This window comes from Ectothiorhodospira haloalkaliphila ATCC 51935 (assembly GCF_000633935.1).
GTDB classification, from domain to species: domain Bacteria; phylum Pseudomonadota; class Gammaproteobacteria; order Ectothiorhodospirales; family Ectothiorhodospiraceae; genus Ectothiorhodospira; species Ectothiorhodospira haloalkaliphila.
In genome coordinates this window covers 363,313-380,888 of record NZ_KK214998.1, presented here as the reverse complement: position 1 = coordinate 380,888, position 17,576 = coordinate 363,313, and the positions used below count along the sequence as shown (strand labels likewise).

Here is a 17,576-nt window from a genome sequence, read left to right as displayed (position 1 = left end):
GCAAGCCCCGAGAGGAGACGGGAATGGCCGAGAAGATCGTGATCATGCTGCTCAACACCCGCCTGGATGCGCCGGGCACCCTGGGCGCACCCTTCTTTCAGGCCACCGTGGCTGCAGCCATGGACCTGGAGGTGGAGATCTACTTCGCCGCCGAAACCACGCAGCTGCTCAAACAGGGCGTGGCACAGAACATCTTCCCGGGAGAAGCCCGTGAGAAGTCCGTGTACGACTTCATGCAGGATGCCCACGAGGCCGGCGTGAAGTTCTACGCCTGCGCCGGCGCCATGGGGGAACACGGGCTGGATGATGCCAATGCCATACCGGAACTGGACGGCAAGCGCGGCGGCGGGGCCTTCATCGGCGAGGTGGTGGAAGATGGGGTGGTGACGCTGACCTATTGAGTGCTAATCGGGCCGGAACACTTCCAGGGCCAGACCATCAATGTGACGGTAGTGTCGGTCATTGGCTGTCACCAGCACCTCACCCAGCTGCAGGGCCGTGGAGGCGATCAGCGCGTCGGCCATCTGCATGGAGTGACTGAGTGCATACTCTTCCACCAGATAGGTGGCACGACCGCAAATCTCGGTGTCGATGGGGATCAACTGAGCCCCCCAGTAGTGCATGGCCTGACGCAAGACACGCATTTCGTCCTTGTTTCGCAGGCCCTGAAGCAATTCCATGTACGTGACCGCGGACACTCTGAAGCCCGGGGAACCATCCAGCAGAGAAGCAGCCTGTTCGTTACCGCGTAGATTCCAGATCAGGACATCCGTATCGATCAGCACGGCCATTCATCCCAGGTCGGAGAAATCACGCCCCCTGCGCAGGGCACGAACCTGTTCGTCCACCGGGATATCCTGTTGGCCTCGCCAAAGACCGAAGGCCGGATTTCGCCCGCGGCGGACCTCCTGGGTGCCCTCCTGCCAGGCCACGAGGCGAGCACAGGGCTTGCCGCGGTAGGTGATGGCCACTTGCTCACCACGGCCCACCGCCGCCAGAAGTTCTCGTGTGTGCAAGCGCAGATCCTTGGTCGTGGCTTCCATGACGCCCTCCCGGGAAAAGTTACATCTCAAAGTGTAACCGTATCGATTGCAATCAACCAGTGACTGAAGAGCATCCACCCACGGCCCCAACCTATCGCGAGCCCCCTGCATCATGAACACCCACTCGACACCCCCATCCCCCAAAGATCGTCCCATCCTCATCACCGGCTGTTCCTCCGGGATCGGTCATTGTGCGGCCCATGCGCTGGCTCGCCGGGGATATCGGGTGTTTGCCACGGCGCGGCGGGAGGCGGATGTGGCGCGGCTGCAGGAGGAAGGGCTGGAGGCCGTGCAGCTGGATCTGGATGACAGCGCCTCCATCCGGGCCGCCCTGGAGCAGCTGCTTCAGGCCACCGATGGGCGGCTGTACGGCCTGTTCAATAATGGCGCCTACGGCCAGCCCGGGGCGGTGGAGGACCTCACCCGGGATGTGCTGCGCCGGCAGCTGGAGACCAATCTGCTGGGCTGGCTGGAGCTGACCAATCAGGTCATTCCGGTGATGCGCCGGCAAGGTGAGGGACGCATCGTGCAGAACAGCTCGGTGCTGGGCCTGATCGCCCTGCCCTTTCGTGGCGCCTACAACTGCTCCAAGTTCGCCCTGGAGGGGCTCACCGACACCCTGCGCATGGAACTGCATGGCAGCGGCGTGCAGGTGAGCCTGATCGAGCCCGGGCCCATCAGCAGCCGCTTCCGGGCCAATGCCCACGCGGCCCTGGCGGCCCATGTCGACCGGGAGAACAGTGTCTTTCGGGAACAGTATGCGGCGGCAGAGCGGCGCCTGACCAAGGCGGGGCCGGCGGCGCCCTTCACCCTGCCGCCGGAGGCGGTGGTGAAGAAGCTGATCCACGCGCTGGAGAGCCCCAGGCCGCGGGCCCGGTATTACGTGACGGTGCCCACGTATCTGTTTGGCATGCTGCGGCGTGTGTTGCCCACGCGGGGGCTGGACCGGGTGTTGAGGGGGGTGTCCCGGGGGGAAAATCGGTAGCCGGGCGGCTCCCCATTCGCGGCCGAGGGCCGCTCCCACAGAGGGCACAGGGATCTCACGAAGCCATGAGAGGGCACCCAGCACCCCGCAGTCCCCTGGGAGCAGGGTGACCCGAAGGATAGACGGGGCCCCGACAGCCGCAGCGGCCCGCAGCCCCCGTGGGAGCGGCCCTCGGCCGCGAACGGGGAGTTGATGATGCCACAAGGGTCATTGATGCTGGACCCTCCCCTTCAGGTAGCTGTAATACAGCACCGGGATCACCAGCAGGGTGAGCAGCGTGGACACCAGGATGCCGAAGATCAGCGAGATGGCCAGGCCGTTGAAGATCGGGTCGTCCAGGATGAAGCCGGCACCGATCATGGCGGCGAGCCCCGTGAGCACGATGGGCTTGGCACGCACGGCGCCGGCACGGATGACCGCATCCTCCAGGGCCAGGCCGCGACTCACCTCATGGTTGATGAAATCCACCAGCAGGATGGAGTTGCGCACGATGATCCCCGCCAGGGCGATCATGCCGATCATGGATGTGGCCGTGAACTTGGCGTCCATGACCAGACCATCCAGCAGGGCGTGGCCCGGCATGACGCCGATGACCGTCAGCGGGATGGGGGCCATGATGATCAGCGGCACCACGTAGGAGCGGAACTGCGCCACCACCAGGAGATAGATGAGCAACAGGCCCACGGAATAGGCCAGCCCCATGTCGCGGAAGGTCTCGTAGGTGACCTGCCATTCTCCATCCCACTTGATGCTGTACTGGTAGGGATCGTCCGGCTGCTGGATGAAGAACTGCTCCAGGGCCTCATCATGGACCAAGGGCTTGTCACGCAACTGGAACACCAGGTCGAACATGCCATACAGCGGGCTATCCAGACGCCCGGCCATATCGGCGGTAACATACACCACCGGCAGCATGTCCTTGTGATGAATGGAGCGCTCGCGGGTGCTCTCCACCACGTTCACCAGCTCCGACAGGGGCACCAGGCCTCCATCCATGGCACGCACCCGCACCCCGAGCACCGTCTCCAGATCCCCCTTGTCGGCGGCATCGAACTCCAGGCGAATGGGCACGGCATATTTCACGTTGGCACCGAAGAGAAAGCTCACATCCTCGCCGGCCAGGACCGTGTCCACTGCCTGGGCAATGGTCGTCTGCGACACACCCATCAAGGCAGCCTTTTCCCGGTCCACTTCCAGGATCAGACGGGGTCCGGGGTACTCCACCGAGTCGGACACATCCACCACCCCGGAGGTGTTCTCGAACATCTCCCTGAGCTGGCCGGCCAGGGCCATCTGGCCTTCGTAGTCCGGCCCATAGATTTCCGCCACGATGGGCGCGCGTACGGGCGGCCCCGGGGGGACTTCCACCAACTGGATGGTGGCCCCATGACGATCGGCAATGGCCTTGAGCGGCTCGCGCACATCCAGGGCGATGTCGTGGCTCTTGCGGCTGCGCTCCTTCTGGTGCACCAGGTTCACCTGCAAATCCCCCAGGTGGGCACCCTCGCGCAGGTAGTACTGACGCACCAGCCCATTGAAGTTGATGGGCGAGGCCGTACCGGCATAAACCTGATAATCATGCACCTCGGGCACGGTGGCCAGATAATCACCCATCTCGTGAAGCACACGCGCGGTGCGCTCAAGGCTCGTGCCCTCAGGCATTTCCAGCACCACCTGGAACTCCGACTTGTCGTCAAAGGGCAGCATCTTCAGGACCACGGCCTGCACGTAGACCAGCGACACCGAAGCCAGAATCAGCAACACCACGCCGCCGTAGAGGCCCCAGCGCTTGTAGCGGGCACCACCGCCACGCAGGAAGGGCCCCAGGGTCCCTTCGGACAGGCGCATCATCCGCATGCCGGCCTCCTCACTGCCACCCTGGCCGTGCCCACCTTCGGCAGGCGACTTGGCCTCCGCATGGCGACGCAGCAGTTTGTAGGTCATCCAGGGCGTCACCACATAGGCCACCGCCAGGGAGATGAGCATCCCCATGCTGGCGTTGATGGGGATGGGGCTCATGTAAGGCCCCATCAAACCCGTCACGAAGGCCATGGGCAGCAGCGCGGCAATCACCGCAAAGGTGGCCAGGATGGTGGGGGCGCCCACTTCATCCACCGCCAACGGAATGGCCTCCAGCAGCTTCTTCTTGCCCATCTGCATGTGCCGGTGGATGTTCTCCACCACCACGATGGCATCATCCACCAGGATGCCGATGGAAAAGATCAGGGCAAACAGGGAAACCCGGTTCAGGGTGAAGCCATAGGCCCATGAGGCGAACAAAGTGACCGCCAGGGTGATCACCACGGCGGTGCCGACGATAAAGGCCTCGCGCCAGCCCAGAGCCAGCCACACCAGCAGCACCACGGACAGCGTGGCGAAAATCAGCTTCTGGATCAGGGTGCTGGCCTTGTCGTCCCCCGTTTCCCCGTAATTACGGGTCACGGTCACTTGCACATCGTCGGGGATATGGGTGCCGCGCAACTGCTCCATGCGGATCATGAGCTGGTCGGCGATATCCACGGCATTGGTGCCCGGCTGCTTGGCAATGGCGATGGTCACCGCCGGCTCGCTGTGCCCGGGCAGCGCCCCCCGCTCGGAGCCCGCCCCCCAGCCAAAGCTGACGTAATTATGGGGAGTGGCCGGTCCCTGGCGCACCTGCGCCACATCCGAGAGGTACACCGGGGCGCCGTCGTGCACACCCACCACCAGGGAGGCCACCTCGTCCTCGGATGACAGGAAAGCCCCGGCCTTGACCGGTATCTCCTGGTTGTCGCGTACCAGGGCGCCGGCATCCCGGGACACATTGCTGGCCTGCAGGGCGTGGCGCAGATCATCCAGGCTTAAGCCGAAACCCGCGACCCGCTGCGGGTCCAGTCGCACCTGGACCACATGATCCGGACCGCCAATGGTGTAGATGTCCCGGGTGCCGGCCACCCGCTTGAGCTCCGTCTCCACCGTATGAGCCACCCGCTGCAGGTCATGGGCGCTACGCTGGCGATCCTCGGTCCACAGGGTAAAGGCGACGATGGGCACATCGTCGATCCCCTTGGGCTTGATGATGGGCTGCCCCACCCCCAGCCCCTGGGGCAGCCAGTCCTGATTGGAGAAGATCTGGTTGTAAAGGCGCACGATGGCCTCGGTACGCGGCTCACCCACCTCATATTGAACCGTGAGCACCGACATGCCGGGCTGCGAGGTGGAATACACGTGTTCCAGCCCCTCGATCTCCGACAGCACCTGTTGCGCCGGGATGCTCACCAGTTGCTCCACGTCCTCCACCGAGGCCCCGGGGAAGGGAATGAACACATTGGCAAAGGTCACATCAATCTGAGGCTCTTCCTCCCGAGGCGTGACCAGCACGGCGAACAGCCCCAGCAACAGGCCCGCAATGGCCAGTAACGGCGTGATCTGAGAGGTGAGAAAGGTCCTGGCGATGCGCCCGGAGATGCCCATGGCGCCGTCCTTGTCCGCATCACTCATCGGGCCGCCTCCCGCTGCGCCTTGAGGGCGATGCCGGCACGCACCGGATCCAGGGCCACCTGCTCACCGACCTCAAGGCCCGCCAGCACCTGCACATGACCACCCTCGGCTGGGCGCCCGGTGCGCACCTGACGCAGGCGGATGCGACCCTCCTCATCCATCACATAAACGGCCGAGACCTCCCCCCGCTGCATCACGGCCCCGGCCGGCACCAGCAGACGCTCCTGCTCGCCCACAGTGAAAACCACCTTCACGAACATGCCCGGGAAAAGACCCGGCGTACCATCGGGCAGCTGCACCCGCACACGAAAGCTGGCACTGCCGTGGTCGGCATAGGGGAACAGCGTCAGACCCTCGGCCTCCACCGGCATGGAATCATTGATCAACACCCGCGCCTGCTGATGTTCCCGCACCGCCTGAATATGCCGCTGAGGCACCTGGGTAACCACCCGCAAATGCTCCAGGGAGATCCCCGACACCAACGGCTGCCCGGGGCTGACACTCTCCCCCGTCTCCACATGACGCTCGGTGAGGATGCCCGCATAGGGTGCCGTCACCCGGGTGTGCTCCAGTTCCTCCCGTGCGCCTTCCACCGCGGCCTCGGCCGACTCCAGCCGGGCCCGGGCCGACTGCAGCGCCGCCGTGGCCCGATCCATCTCGGAACGGGAGATCAATTGCCGCTCGAAAATGCCCTCGATGCGCTCATGTTCACTGCGCGCCTCGTTGAAACGCGCCCGCGCCTCCCGAAGACTCGCCTCGGCCTGCTCCAGGCGCGACCGCTGCTCCGTATCCCGCAGCCGCAGGATCAGGTCCCCCTCGTCCACGAAGTCGTCCACGTCGAAGAAGACCTCCACCACCCGCCCGCTGGTCTGAGCCGACACGGTGGCTTGCTGCACCGCTTCGATGCGCCCGTCGAGCACCTGCTCCAGGGGCAGCGTGTGCATGCGGATCTGGGTGGTCTCTAGCGTCTGAGCCGCCACGGGTGAGGCCAGCAGGCAGAAGGCGGTGCCGACCAGCAGCCAGCGAAGTCCGGGGTGAATCATGTGGGGAGCGCTCCCTGGTTGGGCACCCCAAGGGGCGCCGACTGAATATTAGATTATGCTAATCTAGCACAAATTGATCCATTTCAAATCCCCTTGCCCCGCCCCACCCTCACCCCAACCCCTCTCCCGCCAGCGGGAGAGGGGCTCATTCGGGCGAAGCCGCCCAGGTGTCCAGATCCTCCGGGGCAGGGGATCCCGTAAGCGGGCTTCAGCCGCAGGAAGCGGCTGCAGAGCCTACATGGACGTATTCACGGCGTCCCGCTGGAGGGATCCCCTGCCCCGGAGGGTCCCACCGAACCCAACCCCAGGCACAAGCAGAAAAATGTAAAATCCCCACCCAAGCCCCCAACAAACACGATCTCCGGAACCCCCATATGCGTGTATCCCAATTCCCCCTGGCCACCCTCAAGGAAACCCCGGCCGATGCCGAGGTGATCAGCCACCAGTTGATGCTGCGGGCCGGCTACATCCGCCGCCTCGCCTCGGGGCTGTACACCTGGATGCCCCTGGGGCTGAGAGTATTGCGGCGGGTGGAGGCCATCGTACGCGAGGAAATGGATCGCGCCGGGGCGCTGGAAGTGCTGATGCCCGCCGTGCAACCGGCCGAACTGTGGCAGGAATCCGGCCGCTGGGAACAGTATGGACCGGAACTGTTGAGACTCAAGGACCGCCACGACCGCGACTTCTGCTTCGGCCCCACCCACGAAGAAGTCATCACCGACCTGGTGCGCAGGGAGATCAACAGCTACCGGCAACTGCCCGTCAACTTCTACCAGATCCAGACCAAGTTCCGGGATGAGATCCGCCCCCGCTTCGGCATCATGCGCGCCCGGGAATTCCTCATGAAGGACGCCTACTCCTTCCACACCAACCCCGAGAGCCTGCAAGAGACCTACCAGGCCATGTACGAGGCATACACCCGCATCTTCCAGCGCTGCGGCCTGGACTTTCGGGCCGTGCAAGCCGATACCGGCTCCATCGGCGGCCATCACTCCCATGAATTCCATGTACTGGCCGATTCCGGTGAAGACGCCATCGCCTTCTCCAACGGCAGCGACTACGCCGCCAACGTGGAACTGGCCGAAGCAACCGCCATTGGTCACGAACGCCCCGCCCCCAGCCAGGAAATGCGCATCGCGGACACCCCCAACGTCCGCACCATCCAGGACCTGGTGGACGGCTTCGACCTGCCGGTGGAAAAGACCATCAAGACCCTGGTGGTGGCAGCCTCCCAGGAGAATGCCACCCAACTGGTGGCCCTGCTGGTGCGCGGAGACCACGAACTCAACGCCCTCAAGGCAGAAAAACTGCCCCAGGTCGCCAGCCCCCTGCGCATGGCCAGCGAAGTGGAAATCCGCGCTGCCATCGGCGCCGGACCCGGCTCCCTGGGGCCGGTCAACCTGCCCATTCCCTGCATCGTCGACCGCTCCGTGGCCATGATGAGCGACTTCGCCGCCGGCGCCAACCAGGACGGCAAGCACCTGTTCGGCATCAACTGGGACCGGGACACCCCCCTGCCCGAGGTGGCCGATCTGCGCAACGTGCAGGAAGGCGACGCCAGCCCCGACGGCCAGGGCAAAGTGGTGATCCGCCGCGGCATCGAAGTGGGCCATATCTTCCAGCTAGGGGAGAAATACAGCCGGGCCCTGGATGCCACGGTGCTCGACGAACAGGGCCACAGCCAGATGATCACCATGGGCTGCTACGGCATCGGCGTCTCCCGGGTGGTGGCGTCAGCCATCGAACAGAACCACGACGAGCGGGGCATCATCTGGCCCGAGGCGCTGGCCCCCTTCCAGGTGGCCCTGTGCCCCATCAACGCCCACAAGTCCCAGCGCCTGCGCGACGCCGTGGAAGGACTCTATCGGGAACTCACCGAGGCAGGATTCCAGGTGCTGTACGACGACCGGGGCGCACGACCGGGGGTCATGTTCGCCGACATGGAACTGATCGGCATCCCGCACCGGGTGGTGCTGGGCGAGAAGGGACTGGATGCCGGCGAAGCGGAATACAAGGGGCGACGGGATGAAGAAGCCACCATGGTGGCGCTGGACGGACTGGTGGCGTTCCTCAAGGAGCGCATGCAGGCCGCGTGAGGCCGATGCCCACCTGACAGGACACCCCCGGGCCACCCGACCGCGGCCCGGGGGACGGGCGTCAGATCCCCAGGTAGGCTGCCCTCACCTGTTCGTTCTCCAGCAACTCCTCACCCCGCCCTTCCAGGACCACCTTCCCTGCCTCCAGCACATAGCCCCGATGGGACACCGACAACGCCTGGGCGGCGTTCTGCTCCACCAGGAAGATGGTGATCCCCTCCTGGTTGAGTTCCCGGATGATATCGAAGATCTCCTCCACCACCAGCGGCGCCAGCCCCATGCTGGGCTCATCCAGCAACAGCAGTCGAGGCCGGGCCATGAGGGCGCGACCAATTACCAGCATTTGCTGCTGACCACCGGAAAGCGTGCCCGCCAGTTGACGCTGCTTCTGGCGCAGGATGGGAAAGCGCCCGTACACCCGTTCCAGATCCTGATCCACCTCCTTGCCATGCCCGCGGGTGTAGGCCCCCATGAGCAGGTTGTCGTGCACCGTCATGTCACGAAAGACCTGCCGGCCCTCCGGGACCTGGACGATGCCCTGCGCCACGCGGCGGTGTGAAGGCCAGCGGCGCAGATCCTCCCCCTCGTAGGTCATGCGCCCGGCGTCCACCGGCTGCAGCCCGGAAAGGGTCATCAGCAGGGTGCTCTTGCCAGCGCCATTGGCCCCCACCAGGGAGACAATCTCACCACGCCGGATGGTCAGGTCCACTTCGTGCAGCACCTGGATGCGCCCATAGGAGGACACCAGACCCTGGATGGCCAGCATCTCGTGGCGATCCGGTGGAGCCTCCAGGCGGGTGGGATGACTGATCCCCAGCCCCCCCACGTGCTCCGGCGCCAGGTTGATGATGCAGTGGCGCAGGTCGCGGAACTCCTCCCGCACCCGCTCACCGAACAGGGGATCATTGTACTGGTCCCGGGCCTCGGCGATGGCCGTCCAGTCCGCCTCGTTGAGCACCTTCAGGGCCTGGGGTATGAGGATCTGCTCTTCCAGCAGGATGTGCCGGCGCAGGGTATGACTGAATCGGTCCAGGGCCGCACACAGCTCATCGCGCCCCTCGGGCCAGTGCTCCACACAGCGGTGCAGCAGCACGCGCAGGTGCTGCAGGGCGTCGTGGGCCGTCAGATAATCCGCCTCCAGCTCATCCAGCTCCTCGAAACCCCCACCCGCCCGGGCCCGCAGGCGCTCGAAAAGCAGGATCTCGTTGGGACGGCTCTGCACCCGCTCCGAGTAATGCTCGAAATAATCCAGGATGGCATTGATCAGCACCTCGTCCGGCTCGGTGCCCTGCTGATCCATGTCCTGTTGCAGGCGTTCCAGCAGCAGGATGATGCGCCACAGGTTCAGGTGCTCCTCGGAGATCGTGCCCGTGGCTCGCTGACTGGCGGTCTTGTTCGGCTCGTTCATGGCCCTCACCCCCCCAGGTAGGCGGCAATGACATCGGGATTGTGGCGTACTTCCTGCGGCGTCCCCTCTGCCAGCTTGCGGCCGTAATCCAGCACCAGCACCTGATCGGAGACAGCCATGACCAGCTTCATGTCATGCTCCACCAGCACCACGGTCACCCCCTGATCGGCAACGCGCTGGATCAGGCGCTCCAGGGCGGCGGTTTCGGCGCTGTTCAGGCCCGCTGCCGGCTCATCCAGCAGCAGGATGCCCGGCTCCGTGGCCAGTGCCCGGGCGATCTCCAGGCGCTTGAGGGCACCATAAGGCATGGCCGAGGCCTCTGCCTCCAGGTAAGCCTCGCAACCCACGAAGCACAGCAACTCCCGCGCCTGCTCCCGGCAGGCCCGCTCGCTGCGCCGCAGGGAGGGCCAGCGCAGCAAGGCGGCGAGAAAGTTGCGCTTGAGGTGAAGATGCCGGCCCAGCATGACATTTTCCACCGCAGACATATTCATGCAGATTTGCAGGTTCTGAAAGGTGCGGGACATGCCGAGCCGGGCCAGGCGCTCAGGGGGCATGCCCTGTACCGATTGTCCGTTGAGCAGCACCTCCCCCTGATCCGGTTGGTAAAGACCGGTGATCAGATTGAACAGGGTGGTCTTGCCTGCCCCGTTGGGGCCGATCACGGAATGGATGGTGCCGGCACGAATATGAAAGCTAAGGTCCTCCACCGCATGCACGCCGCCGAAGGCCTTGCTCAAAGATAGCACCGCCAGATCTGCACCGGCACGCCTGACGTTGCCCGCATCAGGCTCGGCGGACGCATTCTGTGACAATACGGCATTCATGCGCTCACCCCTCCGGACCCGACGACCGGACACCCGCCGGCCAATGACGTTTTACCAGGGCGCTCAGGGTGGGCAGCAAACCCTTGGGCATGAAGATCATGGTGAGCATCAGGATGAGGCCGAACATCATCATCTCGTACTCGTGAAAGTCGGTAAGCAACTGGGGCAGCAGCAATAGCAGGACGGCCCCGATGATCACCCCATAGGTGGACCCCATCCCCCCCAGCACCACCATGGTGATCAGCTCGATGGAGTGTTCGAAGGTGGCCAGCTGCGGTGTGATGAAGCCGGTGTAGTGGGCGAAAAAACTCCCCATGACGCTGGCATACACCGCCGAGATCACGAAGATCAGCAGCTTGTAGTGACTGGTATCCACCCCCACGGTGCGGGCCGCCACCTCGGAGCCATGCACTGCGCGCAGGGCCCGGCCGATGGGGGAGTCGATCAGATTCTGCGCAATCCACACCGCCAGCACGAGCAGGACCCCAGCCAGGGCATACCAGGCATGGGTACCCGAGATGACCAGCCCGAAGAGGTGGTATTCATCGAAGATGCTCAGTTCAAAGCCCATCAGCGACAGGGGTTGAACCGGAATCCCATCGGGCCCTCCGGTGAGCCAGCCCTCGTTGTTGATGACGATGGCGATGATGATGCCCAGGCCCAGGGTGGCCATGGATAGATAATGCCCCTTCAGGCGCAGGATGGGGCGCCCCACCAGCCAGGCCAGGGTGGCCACCAGCAAGGCCGCGCACAGCAGGGCCGGCACCGGCGTCCAGCCGTAGGTACCCGTGAGAATGGCACTGCCGTAGGCCCCCATGGCAAAGAAGGCCGCGTGCCCCAGACTCACCTGTCCTGCATAGCCCACCAAAAGGTTGAGCCCCACCACGGTGGCCGCGATCAGGGCCATCTGGGTGGCGATATCCAGATAGAACTCGTCGTTCAGAATGATGGGCACCAGCAGCAGGACAAGCACCAGCACCGGCAGACCCGGCATCTTAGAAGGCATGGACAAACGCATCACACCCGCTCCGCCACACGGCTACCGAACAGTCCACGGGGCATGAACAGCAGGATCACCAGGATGAGCAAAAAGGCCACCGCGTCCTTGTAATCGGAGGAGATGTAACCGGCGGTCATGGCCTCGGCAATACCCAGCAGCAGACCGCCCACCACGGCACCCACGCCGCTGCCCAACCCGCCGATGGCCGCGGCCACGAACCCCTTGAGGCCCAGCATGATGCCAATGTCGTAGGAGGTCAGCGTGATGGGCGCGGCCACCGCGCCGGCCACGGCGCCAAGAATGGCCGCCAGGGTGAAGGCCAGCATCACCACAAACTGGATGCGCACCCCCATGAGACGGGCGGCCTGCTTGTTCATGCAGGTGGCCAGGATGGCCTTGCCCAGCAAGGTGCGCTTGAAGAACAGGGCCAGCACCAGCACCAGGACGGTGGCAATGCCCAGCACCCACAGGCTCTGGGTGTACATCACCGCCCCCATCACCTCGATGGATGCCCGCTCACTGAAGGAAGGCAGGGCATGGTACTCCTTGCCCCAGATCACCTGGGCGATGCCCCTGAGGAAGATGGCAGCACCGATGGTGATGATGATCAGGGTGACCACATCCGCCTGCCGGGCCGTGGCGATGGCGAGCCGATGCAGGAGCGCGCCCAGCACCGCCGCCAGGAGGATCGCCATGGCAATGGCCAGAGGCATGGGCAGCCCCATGGCCATGAAGGCCAGGGTGGCCATGCCACCGATCATGATGAACTCGCCCTGGGCAAAGTTGATCACATGGCTGGCGTTGTACACCAGGGTGAACCCCAGGGCCACCAGGGCATAGATGGCACCGGTGGTGACGCCAGCGAACAGGTACTGTAGGAACTCGGCAAACATGCGGGACTCGAGGCAGGCTAACAAGGGTCATATGGAACACCCGGGTCAGGAGTCACCCGGGCGCCCATGCACTGAGGGACACGGGGTTCAGTCGATCAACGCCCAGCGACCATCGCGAACCTCCAGCAAACGGAAGGATTCCGGCTCAAGACCGTTGTGATCCTCCGGCGTCATGTTGAAGACACCGGTCACTCCGACGAAATCCTGGATCGATTCCAGGGCTTCGCGAATGGCCGCGGGGTCGGTACTGCCCGCCTGCTCGATGGCGTGAACGGCCAGGTGCAGGGCATCGTAGGCGTAACCGCCAAAGGTGGACACGGAAGTATTCCAGCGCTCCTCGTAGGCCTCCTTGTAACCCTGCACCACCGGCTTCTGCGGGTCGTCATCCGGCAATGCATCAGGCACCAGAAGCGCGGAGGCAGGCAGGCGCACCCCTTCGGCGGCCGGTCCGGCCAGATCCAGGAAGCGGTCGGAGGCCACGCCGTGGGACTGGTACAAAGGCAGATCAATGCCCAGGTGGGCATAGTTGCGCGTGACAATGGCCGGACCCTGACCAAAACCGAAATTGAATACCGCCTCAACGCCCTCGGTGTTGCGGATACGGGTGAGCTGTGAAGTCATGTCCGTATCCTGGGGGCCGTAGGTCTGATCCGCCACCACCTGGATCCCGAACTGTTCCACCACTTCCAGGGTCTGTTCCCGACCGGAACGACCAAACCCGTCGGTGCCGGAGATCAGGCCGATGCGCGTGATGCCGCGCGCCTGCATGTCGCTCAGGACACGCTCCGCCGCCATGCGATCCGACTGCGGGGTCTTGAACACCCAGGGACGCACGGGTTCGACAATGGTGAGGGCGCCGGCCATGGAAATCATCGGTGTGCGGGCCCGCTCGGCCAGGGGCACGGCGGCCATGGTGGTGCCGGTGGTACTGCCGCCGATGAGCACGTCCACGCGATCGCGGCGGAGCAGACGATTGGCGAAGTTGCGGGCCTCGGAGGCACTGCCACCATCATCATAATGGATGAGTTGCAGAGGCCGACCCAGCACCCCGCCCGCCTCATTGATGCGCTCCACATACATCTCCAGGGTCTTGAGTTCCGGGTCACCCAGGAAGGATGCGGGACCGGTGGCGGAGACGAAGGCGCCGATGCGTATCGGATCTTCGGAGGCCGGGGCGGGCCCGGCAAGGGCCAGGGCAAGGAGGGTCGTGACAGCGGCCATGCCGCGCAGCAAGCTCTTCTTGTTCACCGGGTACTCCAGTCTGTGGGGGGTGGCCAGATGGAAAAACCCGCTAATAAAACCACAAATTTGTCATAGGTGGCTAGGGGCGCCGCCCGAGCACCCCTATTTCAGGCTGGACAGGAGGGTCTCGATGGCCCGATCGAAGACCGGTACATCCTCGATGATTCGCGCCCGACCGGCGCGGAACTCGGCGGCCAGGGCGTGGGAAGTCATCTCACGGACCTTCAGACCCTGACGATTCACAAAGAAGTACTTGCCGCTGATGAGGCTTTTCCAGGACAACTTGATCCGCTCGGGCTGGTTCTCCGCATCCAACAGTTCCAGCCAGGTACCCTCGGCCAGTTCCCGGGCGGTCATCAGATGCAGATCCTCCACGGAATCATCTCCAGCGCCCTCGCCTTCGGACGCCTCCGGGGTGCTCTGACCCGGCACGCTGAAGCGCCCTTCGGAGATCAGCTGGTTGATTTCCGCTACCTTGCGAGCCATGAAGGAACGACCATCATGGATATCCGCCGCCGCGCCCTCGGCCGGGGTCTCGCGGGCCGGTGACTGAAGAAGCGGATCCGCGGCAGGCTTCGCCTCCCCGCTGGTTGGCGCGGGGTCGACAGCCTGCTTGCGGGTGGAGGGTGTCGCCGCCATCTCCTCCAGGTCGGGCGCCACCGCAGCGGCATCCCCGGCAGGCATCGGCGTCTTCACCATGCGCGTGTGTTCCCGAGCCAGCAGGGCCATGACTTCCTGCTGTTCCTCCGGCGGCCGGGACATGCGGGCCATACCGTCCTGGAGGGCCTTGAGCAAGGAGGGCAACAGACCCGTGAGTTGATCTCTTTCGTCCTGCCGCTCCTTGGGGATGAGACTCCACACCAGCAGTGAGGCCACGTTCAAGGCCTTCTGCCACAATTGGCTGTGCTGACCGTTTCTGAGGTAGATCAGCACCAGCAATTCCTTCCAGGTGTGGCGCAACAGATGCTCGATGGGTTCGGGCAGGGTACGTCCATCGATCACCCGCTCGATGGCCTCGTCCGCAACGCCCCTGGCCAGCAGCAGATTCTCGCGACCCTGGGTGGCCAGGGCCGCCTGCTCCTCCCGTTGGGCGGCCCGCTCGGCCTGCTGGGCACAGAAATCCTGCAGATCCTCGAGAACCTCCTCGAAGATACCCACATCGTCCTCGAAGTCATTCAGCAGGCGCTCCACCAGGGACTCGATCTTGACCCGCAGGCCTTCCTCCTCATCGGCGGCCTCGGACCAGCCCACGCCCACCCGGGACAGTTCCGTGAGCAGGCGGCGGGCAGGGTGGCGCTTGCGGCTGAAAAAGCCCTTGTCCAGCAGGGCCACCTTGAGTACGGGAATCTGCAGACGGCCTATGAGTTCCTTGATGGGAGCCGGCAGCGCCGGGTCATCAAAGATGAATTCGAACAGCATGGCGACGATATCGATGGCCGACTCGTCCATGCCGTTCAGGGCGACGGCCTGATCTCCACCGGTGTTCAACGCACCGACCACGGCACCCTTGAGTTCGGCAGCTCCACCCCCTGCAACGCCCATCTGCCCCCGGGAGGGCAGCGAGGACAGGGCGGCGATCACCGACCCCATATCGGCCGTGACCGCCCTGCCCTGGCCCGAAGCGGCGCCGCCCGTGCCGGAGCCTCCCCCGGGCACACCGGCACCCATGCCCCCGGAGCGTCCACCCTGGTGGATTGACCCCTGCGCGTCCCGACGACCTACCCAATGCCGCAGCAGCGCCACCAGATCGCCCTCATCATCCTCACCGTCGACACCATAGGCACCCGAGTCCATCTCCGCTTCGTCCCCGAAGCCCTCCGGGGCATCCCTGCGAGACTCGGAAACGGGCCGTCCTTCCCGGCTCTCGTGTCGCAGGTCCGGGAGGATGCGCATTTCCACCAGGTAGCGATTGATCTCGTGGTACAACGGAGCCAGGCGGGAGACCACGAACTGATCAAACAGCTTGAAGATGATCAGACGGATGCGGATATCCACATCCAGCACCTGCATGGCATCCCGAAACCCCCGACAGAACGCCACGGGGTCCACCGGGTTATCCTCCTCGCTCAAGCGGGATCGCTCCATCACCGCAGCCAGACGACGCTCAATGGCGTGCAGGTCATGCTCGTTCAGGCGCCGCGCCTTGCCCACCATGCCATCGATGGCCAGGTTTTCCTCCAGTTCCTCATCGTCCACCAGACTGAGCTCATCCGGTTCGGCGGTGGGGGACCGCGACGCTGCGGGCCTGGCGCGCAGGCATTGATCGAAGACCCGTGCCATCTGGGTGGCGTACTCGCTCTCCATGGTGGAGCGCTGCCGGCGCAACTCCCGCATGGCGTCGAAATAGGCCGTCTGGGAGCGATTGTCCTCGGCCTTCTCCGCCAGCTTGAAGAGGGCGTCGTCGGCGTTATCCAGCATCTCCCGCAGCAGTGGTTCCACGTGACGGGTAGACAGGTTCCGGCAATGGCCCAGGATCTGAATAGGCATGCGCCCCCCCGCCTTTGATTGACCTGGGGCCTTGAACGCGACCACGTTGTGTACGGCTTTCTCGTTCATGGCGATAACCTGGGGTTGCTTGGAACCGCTCCCGGCGCGGTTGACTTCAGTGTCTTATAGTCCATAGTTAGGCTTGGGAAACGCGACAAAATTCAAATTTTTTCGAGACCAATCAAGCGCATGGGCGACCTTTCAGACAAGCGGTTCGATCTCGGCGACCTGTTGAAGGACGTGTCGCACCTGATATCCCCGCCGGAAATCATCATCCGGCTGCGCCAGGCGCTGGAGGCGCCCCACTCTTCGGCCAACAGCATTGCCGCCATTGTGACACAGGATCCCAACCTGAGCGCCCAGGTGCTGCACCTGGCCAACTCGGCCATGTACGGCCTGCCCAACCGGATTGATACGGTCTCCCGGGCCATATCCATCATCGGCACGCGCGCCCTTTATCACCTGGCGCTGGCAGTAAGCGCAACGAACACTTTCTCGCGCCTGCCCTGCGAACTGGTCAATGTGGCGGTGTTCTGGCGTCACAGCATCTTCACTGCCCTGGTGGCCCGCTCGCTGGCCCAACGCTGCCACGTACTGCATCCGGAGAGGCTGTTCGTGGCAGGCCTGCTGCACGATGTGGGCAGCCTGGTGCTGTACAGCCGTTATCCCGAGGAGTTGCGGGAGGCCCTGATGATCTCCCGGGGCAATGAACAGGTGCTGGCGGAGCAGGAGCGGGAGGTCCTGGGATTCGATCACGCAGACGTGGGCGGGGAGCTGCTGCGCATCTGGGGCCTGCCACCGGTCCTGCAGGAAGCGGTGGGGCGGCATCATCGGCCTGGCGCCGCTCACCAGGCCAGCCTGGAGGTATCGGTGGTGCACCTGGCCGATGCTCTGAGCAATCGCACCGAGCACGGCAGTTTCAGTGAATATGGTGGCTATGCGTGCCTGGTGGATCCAGGCATCTGGACAACACTGAAATTGGAGGAAGAGGACACGGACGACATCTGGGACGAGATCACGCCCCAGTTCCTGGAAATCCTCACCGTCATCCTGCCCAGGGCCAGGGCCTGAGACA

14 protein-coding genes are annotated in these 17,576 nt (G+C 64.4%); 4 read left to right on the top strand and 10 right to left on the bottom strand.

Translation table 11 applies throughout. The features are described 5' to 3' along the window. The first annotated feature begins 23 nt into the window (after window positions 1-23). Window positions 24-401 (top strand): DsrE family protein, encoded by a 378-nt coding sequence (locus tag ECTHA_RS0109590; protein ID WP_025282142.1) that lies wholly within the window; start codon window positions 24-26, stop codon window positions 399-401. Between the two features lie 3 nt (window positions 402-404). Here the strand turns inward: ECTHA_RS0109590 and ECTHA_RS0109585 are convergent, their stop codons facing one another. Continuing rightward, window positions 405-785, bottom strand: coding sequence for a type II toxin-antitoxin system VapC family toxin (locus tag ECTHA_RS0109585; RefSeq protein WP_025282143.1), 381 nt, complete (start codon window positions 783-785; stop codon window positions 405-407). 6 nt (window positions 786-791) lie between these two features. Then, window positions 792-1,043 (bottom strand): type II toxin-antitoxin system Phd/YefM family antitoxin, encoded by a 252-nt coding sequence (locus tag ECTHA_RS0109580; protein WP_025282144.1) that lies wholly within the window; start codon window positions 1,041-1,043, stop codon window positions 792-794. 112 nt (window positions 1,044-1,155) lie between these two features. Between ECTHA_RS0109580 and ECTHA_RS0109575 the strand changes: the two genes are divergently transcribed. Then, window positions 1,156-2,028 carry an SDR family oxidoreductase gene (locus ECTHA_RS0109575; RefSeq protein ID WP_025282145.1) on the top strand — a complete coding sequence of 291 codons (873 nt, stop codon included), beginning with the start codon at window positions 1,156-1,158 and terminating at the stop codon, window positions 2,026-2,028. 207 nt (window positions 2,029-2,235) lie between these two features. On the opposite strand, the gene ECTHA_RS0109570 is transcribed toward ECTHA_RS0109575, so the two are convergent. Together ECTHA_RS0109570 and ECTHA_RS0109565 are read right to left on the bottom strand one after the other, a co-directional pair. Next, a complete protein-coding gene (locus ECTHA_RS0109570) occupies window positions 2,236-5,508 on the bottom strand; it encodes an efflux RND transporter permease subunit (protein ID WP_025282146.1) in 3,273 nt (1,090 codons plus the stop codon). After that, a complete protein-coding gene (locus ECTHA_RS0109565) occupies window positions 5,505-6,551 on the bottom strand; it encodes an efflux RND transporter periplasmic adaptor subunit (protein WP_025282147.1) in 1,047 nt (348 codons plus the stop codon). The genes ECTHA_RS0109570 and ECTHA_RS0109565 overlap by 4 nt, the downstream gene beginning before the upstream one ends. Before the next feature lie 374 nt (window positions 6,552-6,925). Between ECTHA_RS0109565 and ECTHA_RS0109560 the strand changes: the two genes are divergently transcribed. Then, window positions 6,926-8,647: a proline--tRNA ligase gene (locus ECTHA_RS0109560; protein ID WP_025282148.1), complete on the top strand. Its 1,722-nt coding sequence runs from the start codon at window positions 6,926-6,928 to the stop codon at window positions 8,645-8,647. Between the two features lie 61 nt (window positions 8,648-8,708). Here the strand turns inward: ECTHA_RS0109560 and ECTHA_RS20690 are convergent, their stop codons facing one another. The 6 genes from ECTHA_RS20690 to ECTHA_RS0109530 all read right to left on the bottom strand — a co-directional run bounded on the left by ECTHA_RS20690 (window position 8,709) and on the right by ECTHA_RS0109530 (window position 16,501). Continuing rightward, window positions 8,709-10,055, bottom strand: a complete 1,347-nt coding sequence (locus ECTHA_RS20690) for an ATP-binding cassette domain-containing protein (protein WP_084306899.1) — start codon at window positions 10,053-10,055, stop codon at window positions 8,709-8,711. A gap of 5 nt (window positions 10,056-10,060) precedes the next feature. Beyond that, window positions 10,061-10,879, bottom strand: coding sequence for an ABC transporter ATP-binding protein (locus ECTHA_RS0109550; protein WP_084306897.1), 819 nt, complete (start codon window positions 10,877-10,879; stop codon window positions 10,061-10,063). A 4-nt stretch (window positions 10,880-10,883) separates the two neighbouring features. Next, window positions 10,884-11,885, bottom strand: a complete 1,002-nt coding sequence (locus ECTHA_RS0109545; RefSeq protein ID WP_238984748.1) for a branched-chain amino acid ABC transporter permease — start codon at window positions 11,883-11,885, stop codon at window positions 10,884-10,886. Window positions 11,886-11,896: 11 nt separating this feature from the next. Next, the gene (locus ECTHA_RS0109540) at window positions 11,897-12,772 is read right to left on the bottom strand and encodes a branched-chain amino acid ABC transporter permease (protein ID WP_025282150.1); all 876 of its coding nucleotides are present in this window, start codon (window positions 12,770-12,772) and stop codon (window positions 11,897-11,899) included. Between the two features lie 87 nt (window positions 12,773-12,859). Next, the gene (locus ECTHA_RS0109535; protein ID WP_238984749.1) at window positions 12,860-14,020 is read right to left on the bottom strand and encodes an ABC transporter substrate-binding protein; all 1,161 of its coding nucleotides are present in this window, start codon (window positions 14,018-14,020) and stop codon (window positions 12,860-12,862) included. A 96-nt stretch (window positions 14,021-14,116) separates the two neighbouring features. After that, complete coding sequence (locus ECTHA_RS0109530; RefSeq protein WP_244875625.1) at window positions 14,117-16,501, bottom strand: DUF1631 domain-containing protein; 2,385 nt, start codon at window positions 16,499-16,501, stop codon at window positions 14,117-14,119. Between the two features lie 189 nt (window positions 16,502-16,690). Here ECTHA_RS0109530 and ECTHA_RS0109525 point away from each other — a divergent pair, with 189 nt between their 5' ends. Next, complete coding sequence (locus ECTHA_RS0109525) at window positions 16,691-17,572, top strand: HDOD domain-containing protein (RefSeq protein ID WP_025282152.1); 882 nt, start codon at window positions 16,691-16,693, stop codon at window positions 17,570-17,572. The last annotated feature ends 4 nt before the right edge of the window (window positions 17,573-17,576 follow it).

Coding starts and splice junctions, on each gene's coding strand:
- ECTHA_RS0109565 (WP_025282147.1), bottom strand. CDS start 6,551: ATGATTCACCCCGGACTTCGCTGGCTGCTGGTCGGCACCGCCTTCTGC.
- ECTHA_RS0109560 (WP_025282148.1), top strand. CDS start 6,926: ATGCGTGTATCCCAATTCCCCCTGGCCACCCTCAAGGAAACCCCGGCC.
- ECTHA_RS0109580 (WP_025282144.1), bottom strand. CDS start 1,043: ATGGAAGCCACGACCAAGGATCTGCGCTTGCACACACGAGAACTTCTG.
- ECTHA_RS0109525 (WP_025282152.1), top strand. CDS start 16,691: ATGGGCGACCTTTCAGACAAGCGGTTCGATCTCGGCGACCTGTTGAAG.
- ECTHA_RS0109575 (WP_025282145.1), top strand. CDS start 1,156: ATGAACACCCACTCGACACCCCCATCCCCCAAAGATCGTCCCATCCTC.
- ECTHA_RS0109540 (WP_025282150.1), bottom strand. CDS start 12,772: ATGTTTGCCGAGTTCCTACAGTACCTGTTCGCTGGCGTCACCACCGGT.
- ECTHA_RS0109570 (WP_025282146.1), bottom strand. CDS start 5,508: ATGAGTGATGCGGACAAGGACGGCGCCATGGGCATCTCCGGGCGCATC.
- ECTHA_RS0109545 (WP_238984748.1), bottom strand. CDS start 11,885: ATGCCTTCTAAGATGCCGGGTCTGCCGGTGCTGGTGCTTGTCCTGCTG.
- ECTHA_RS0109590 (WP_025282142.1), top strand. CDS start 24: ATGGCCGAGAAGATCGTGATCATGCTGCTCAACACCCGCCTGGATGCG.
- ECTHA_RS20690 (WP_084306899.1), bottom strand. CDS start 10,055: ATGAACGAGCCGAACAAGACCGCCAGTCAGCGAGCCACGGGCACGATC.
- ECTHA_RS0109550 (WP_084306897.1), bottom strand. CDS start 10,879: ATGAATGCCGTATTGTCACAGAATGCGTCCGCCGAGCCTGATGCGGGC.
- ECTHA_RS0109530 (WP_244875625.1), bottom strand. CDS start 16,501: ATGCCTATTCAGATCCTGGGCCATTGCCGGAACCTGTCTACCCGTCAC.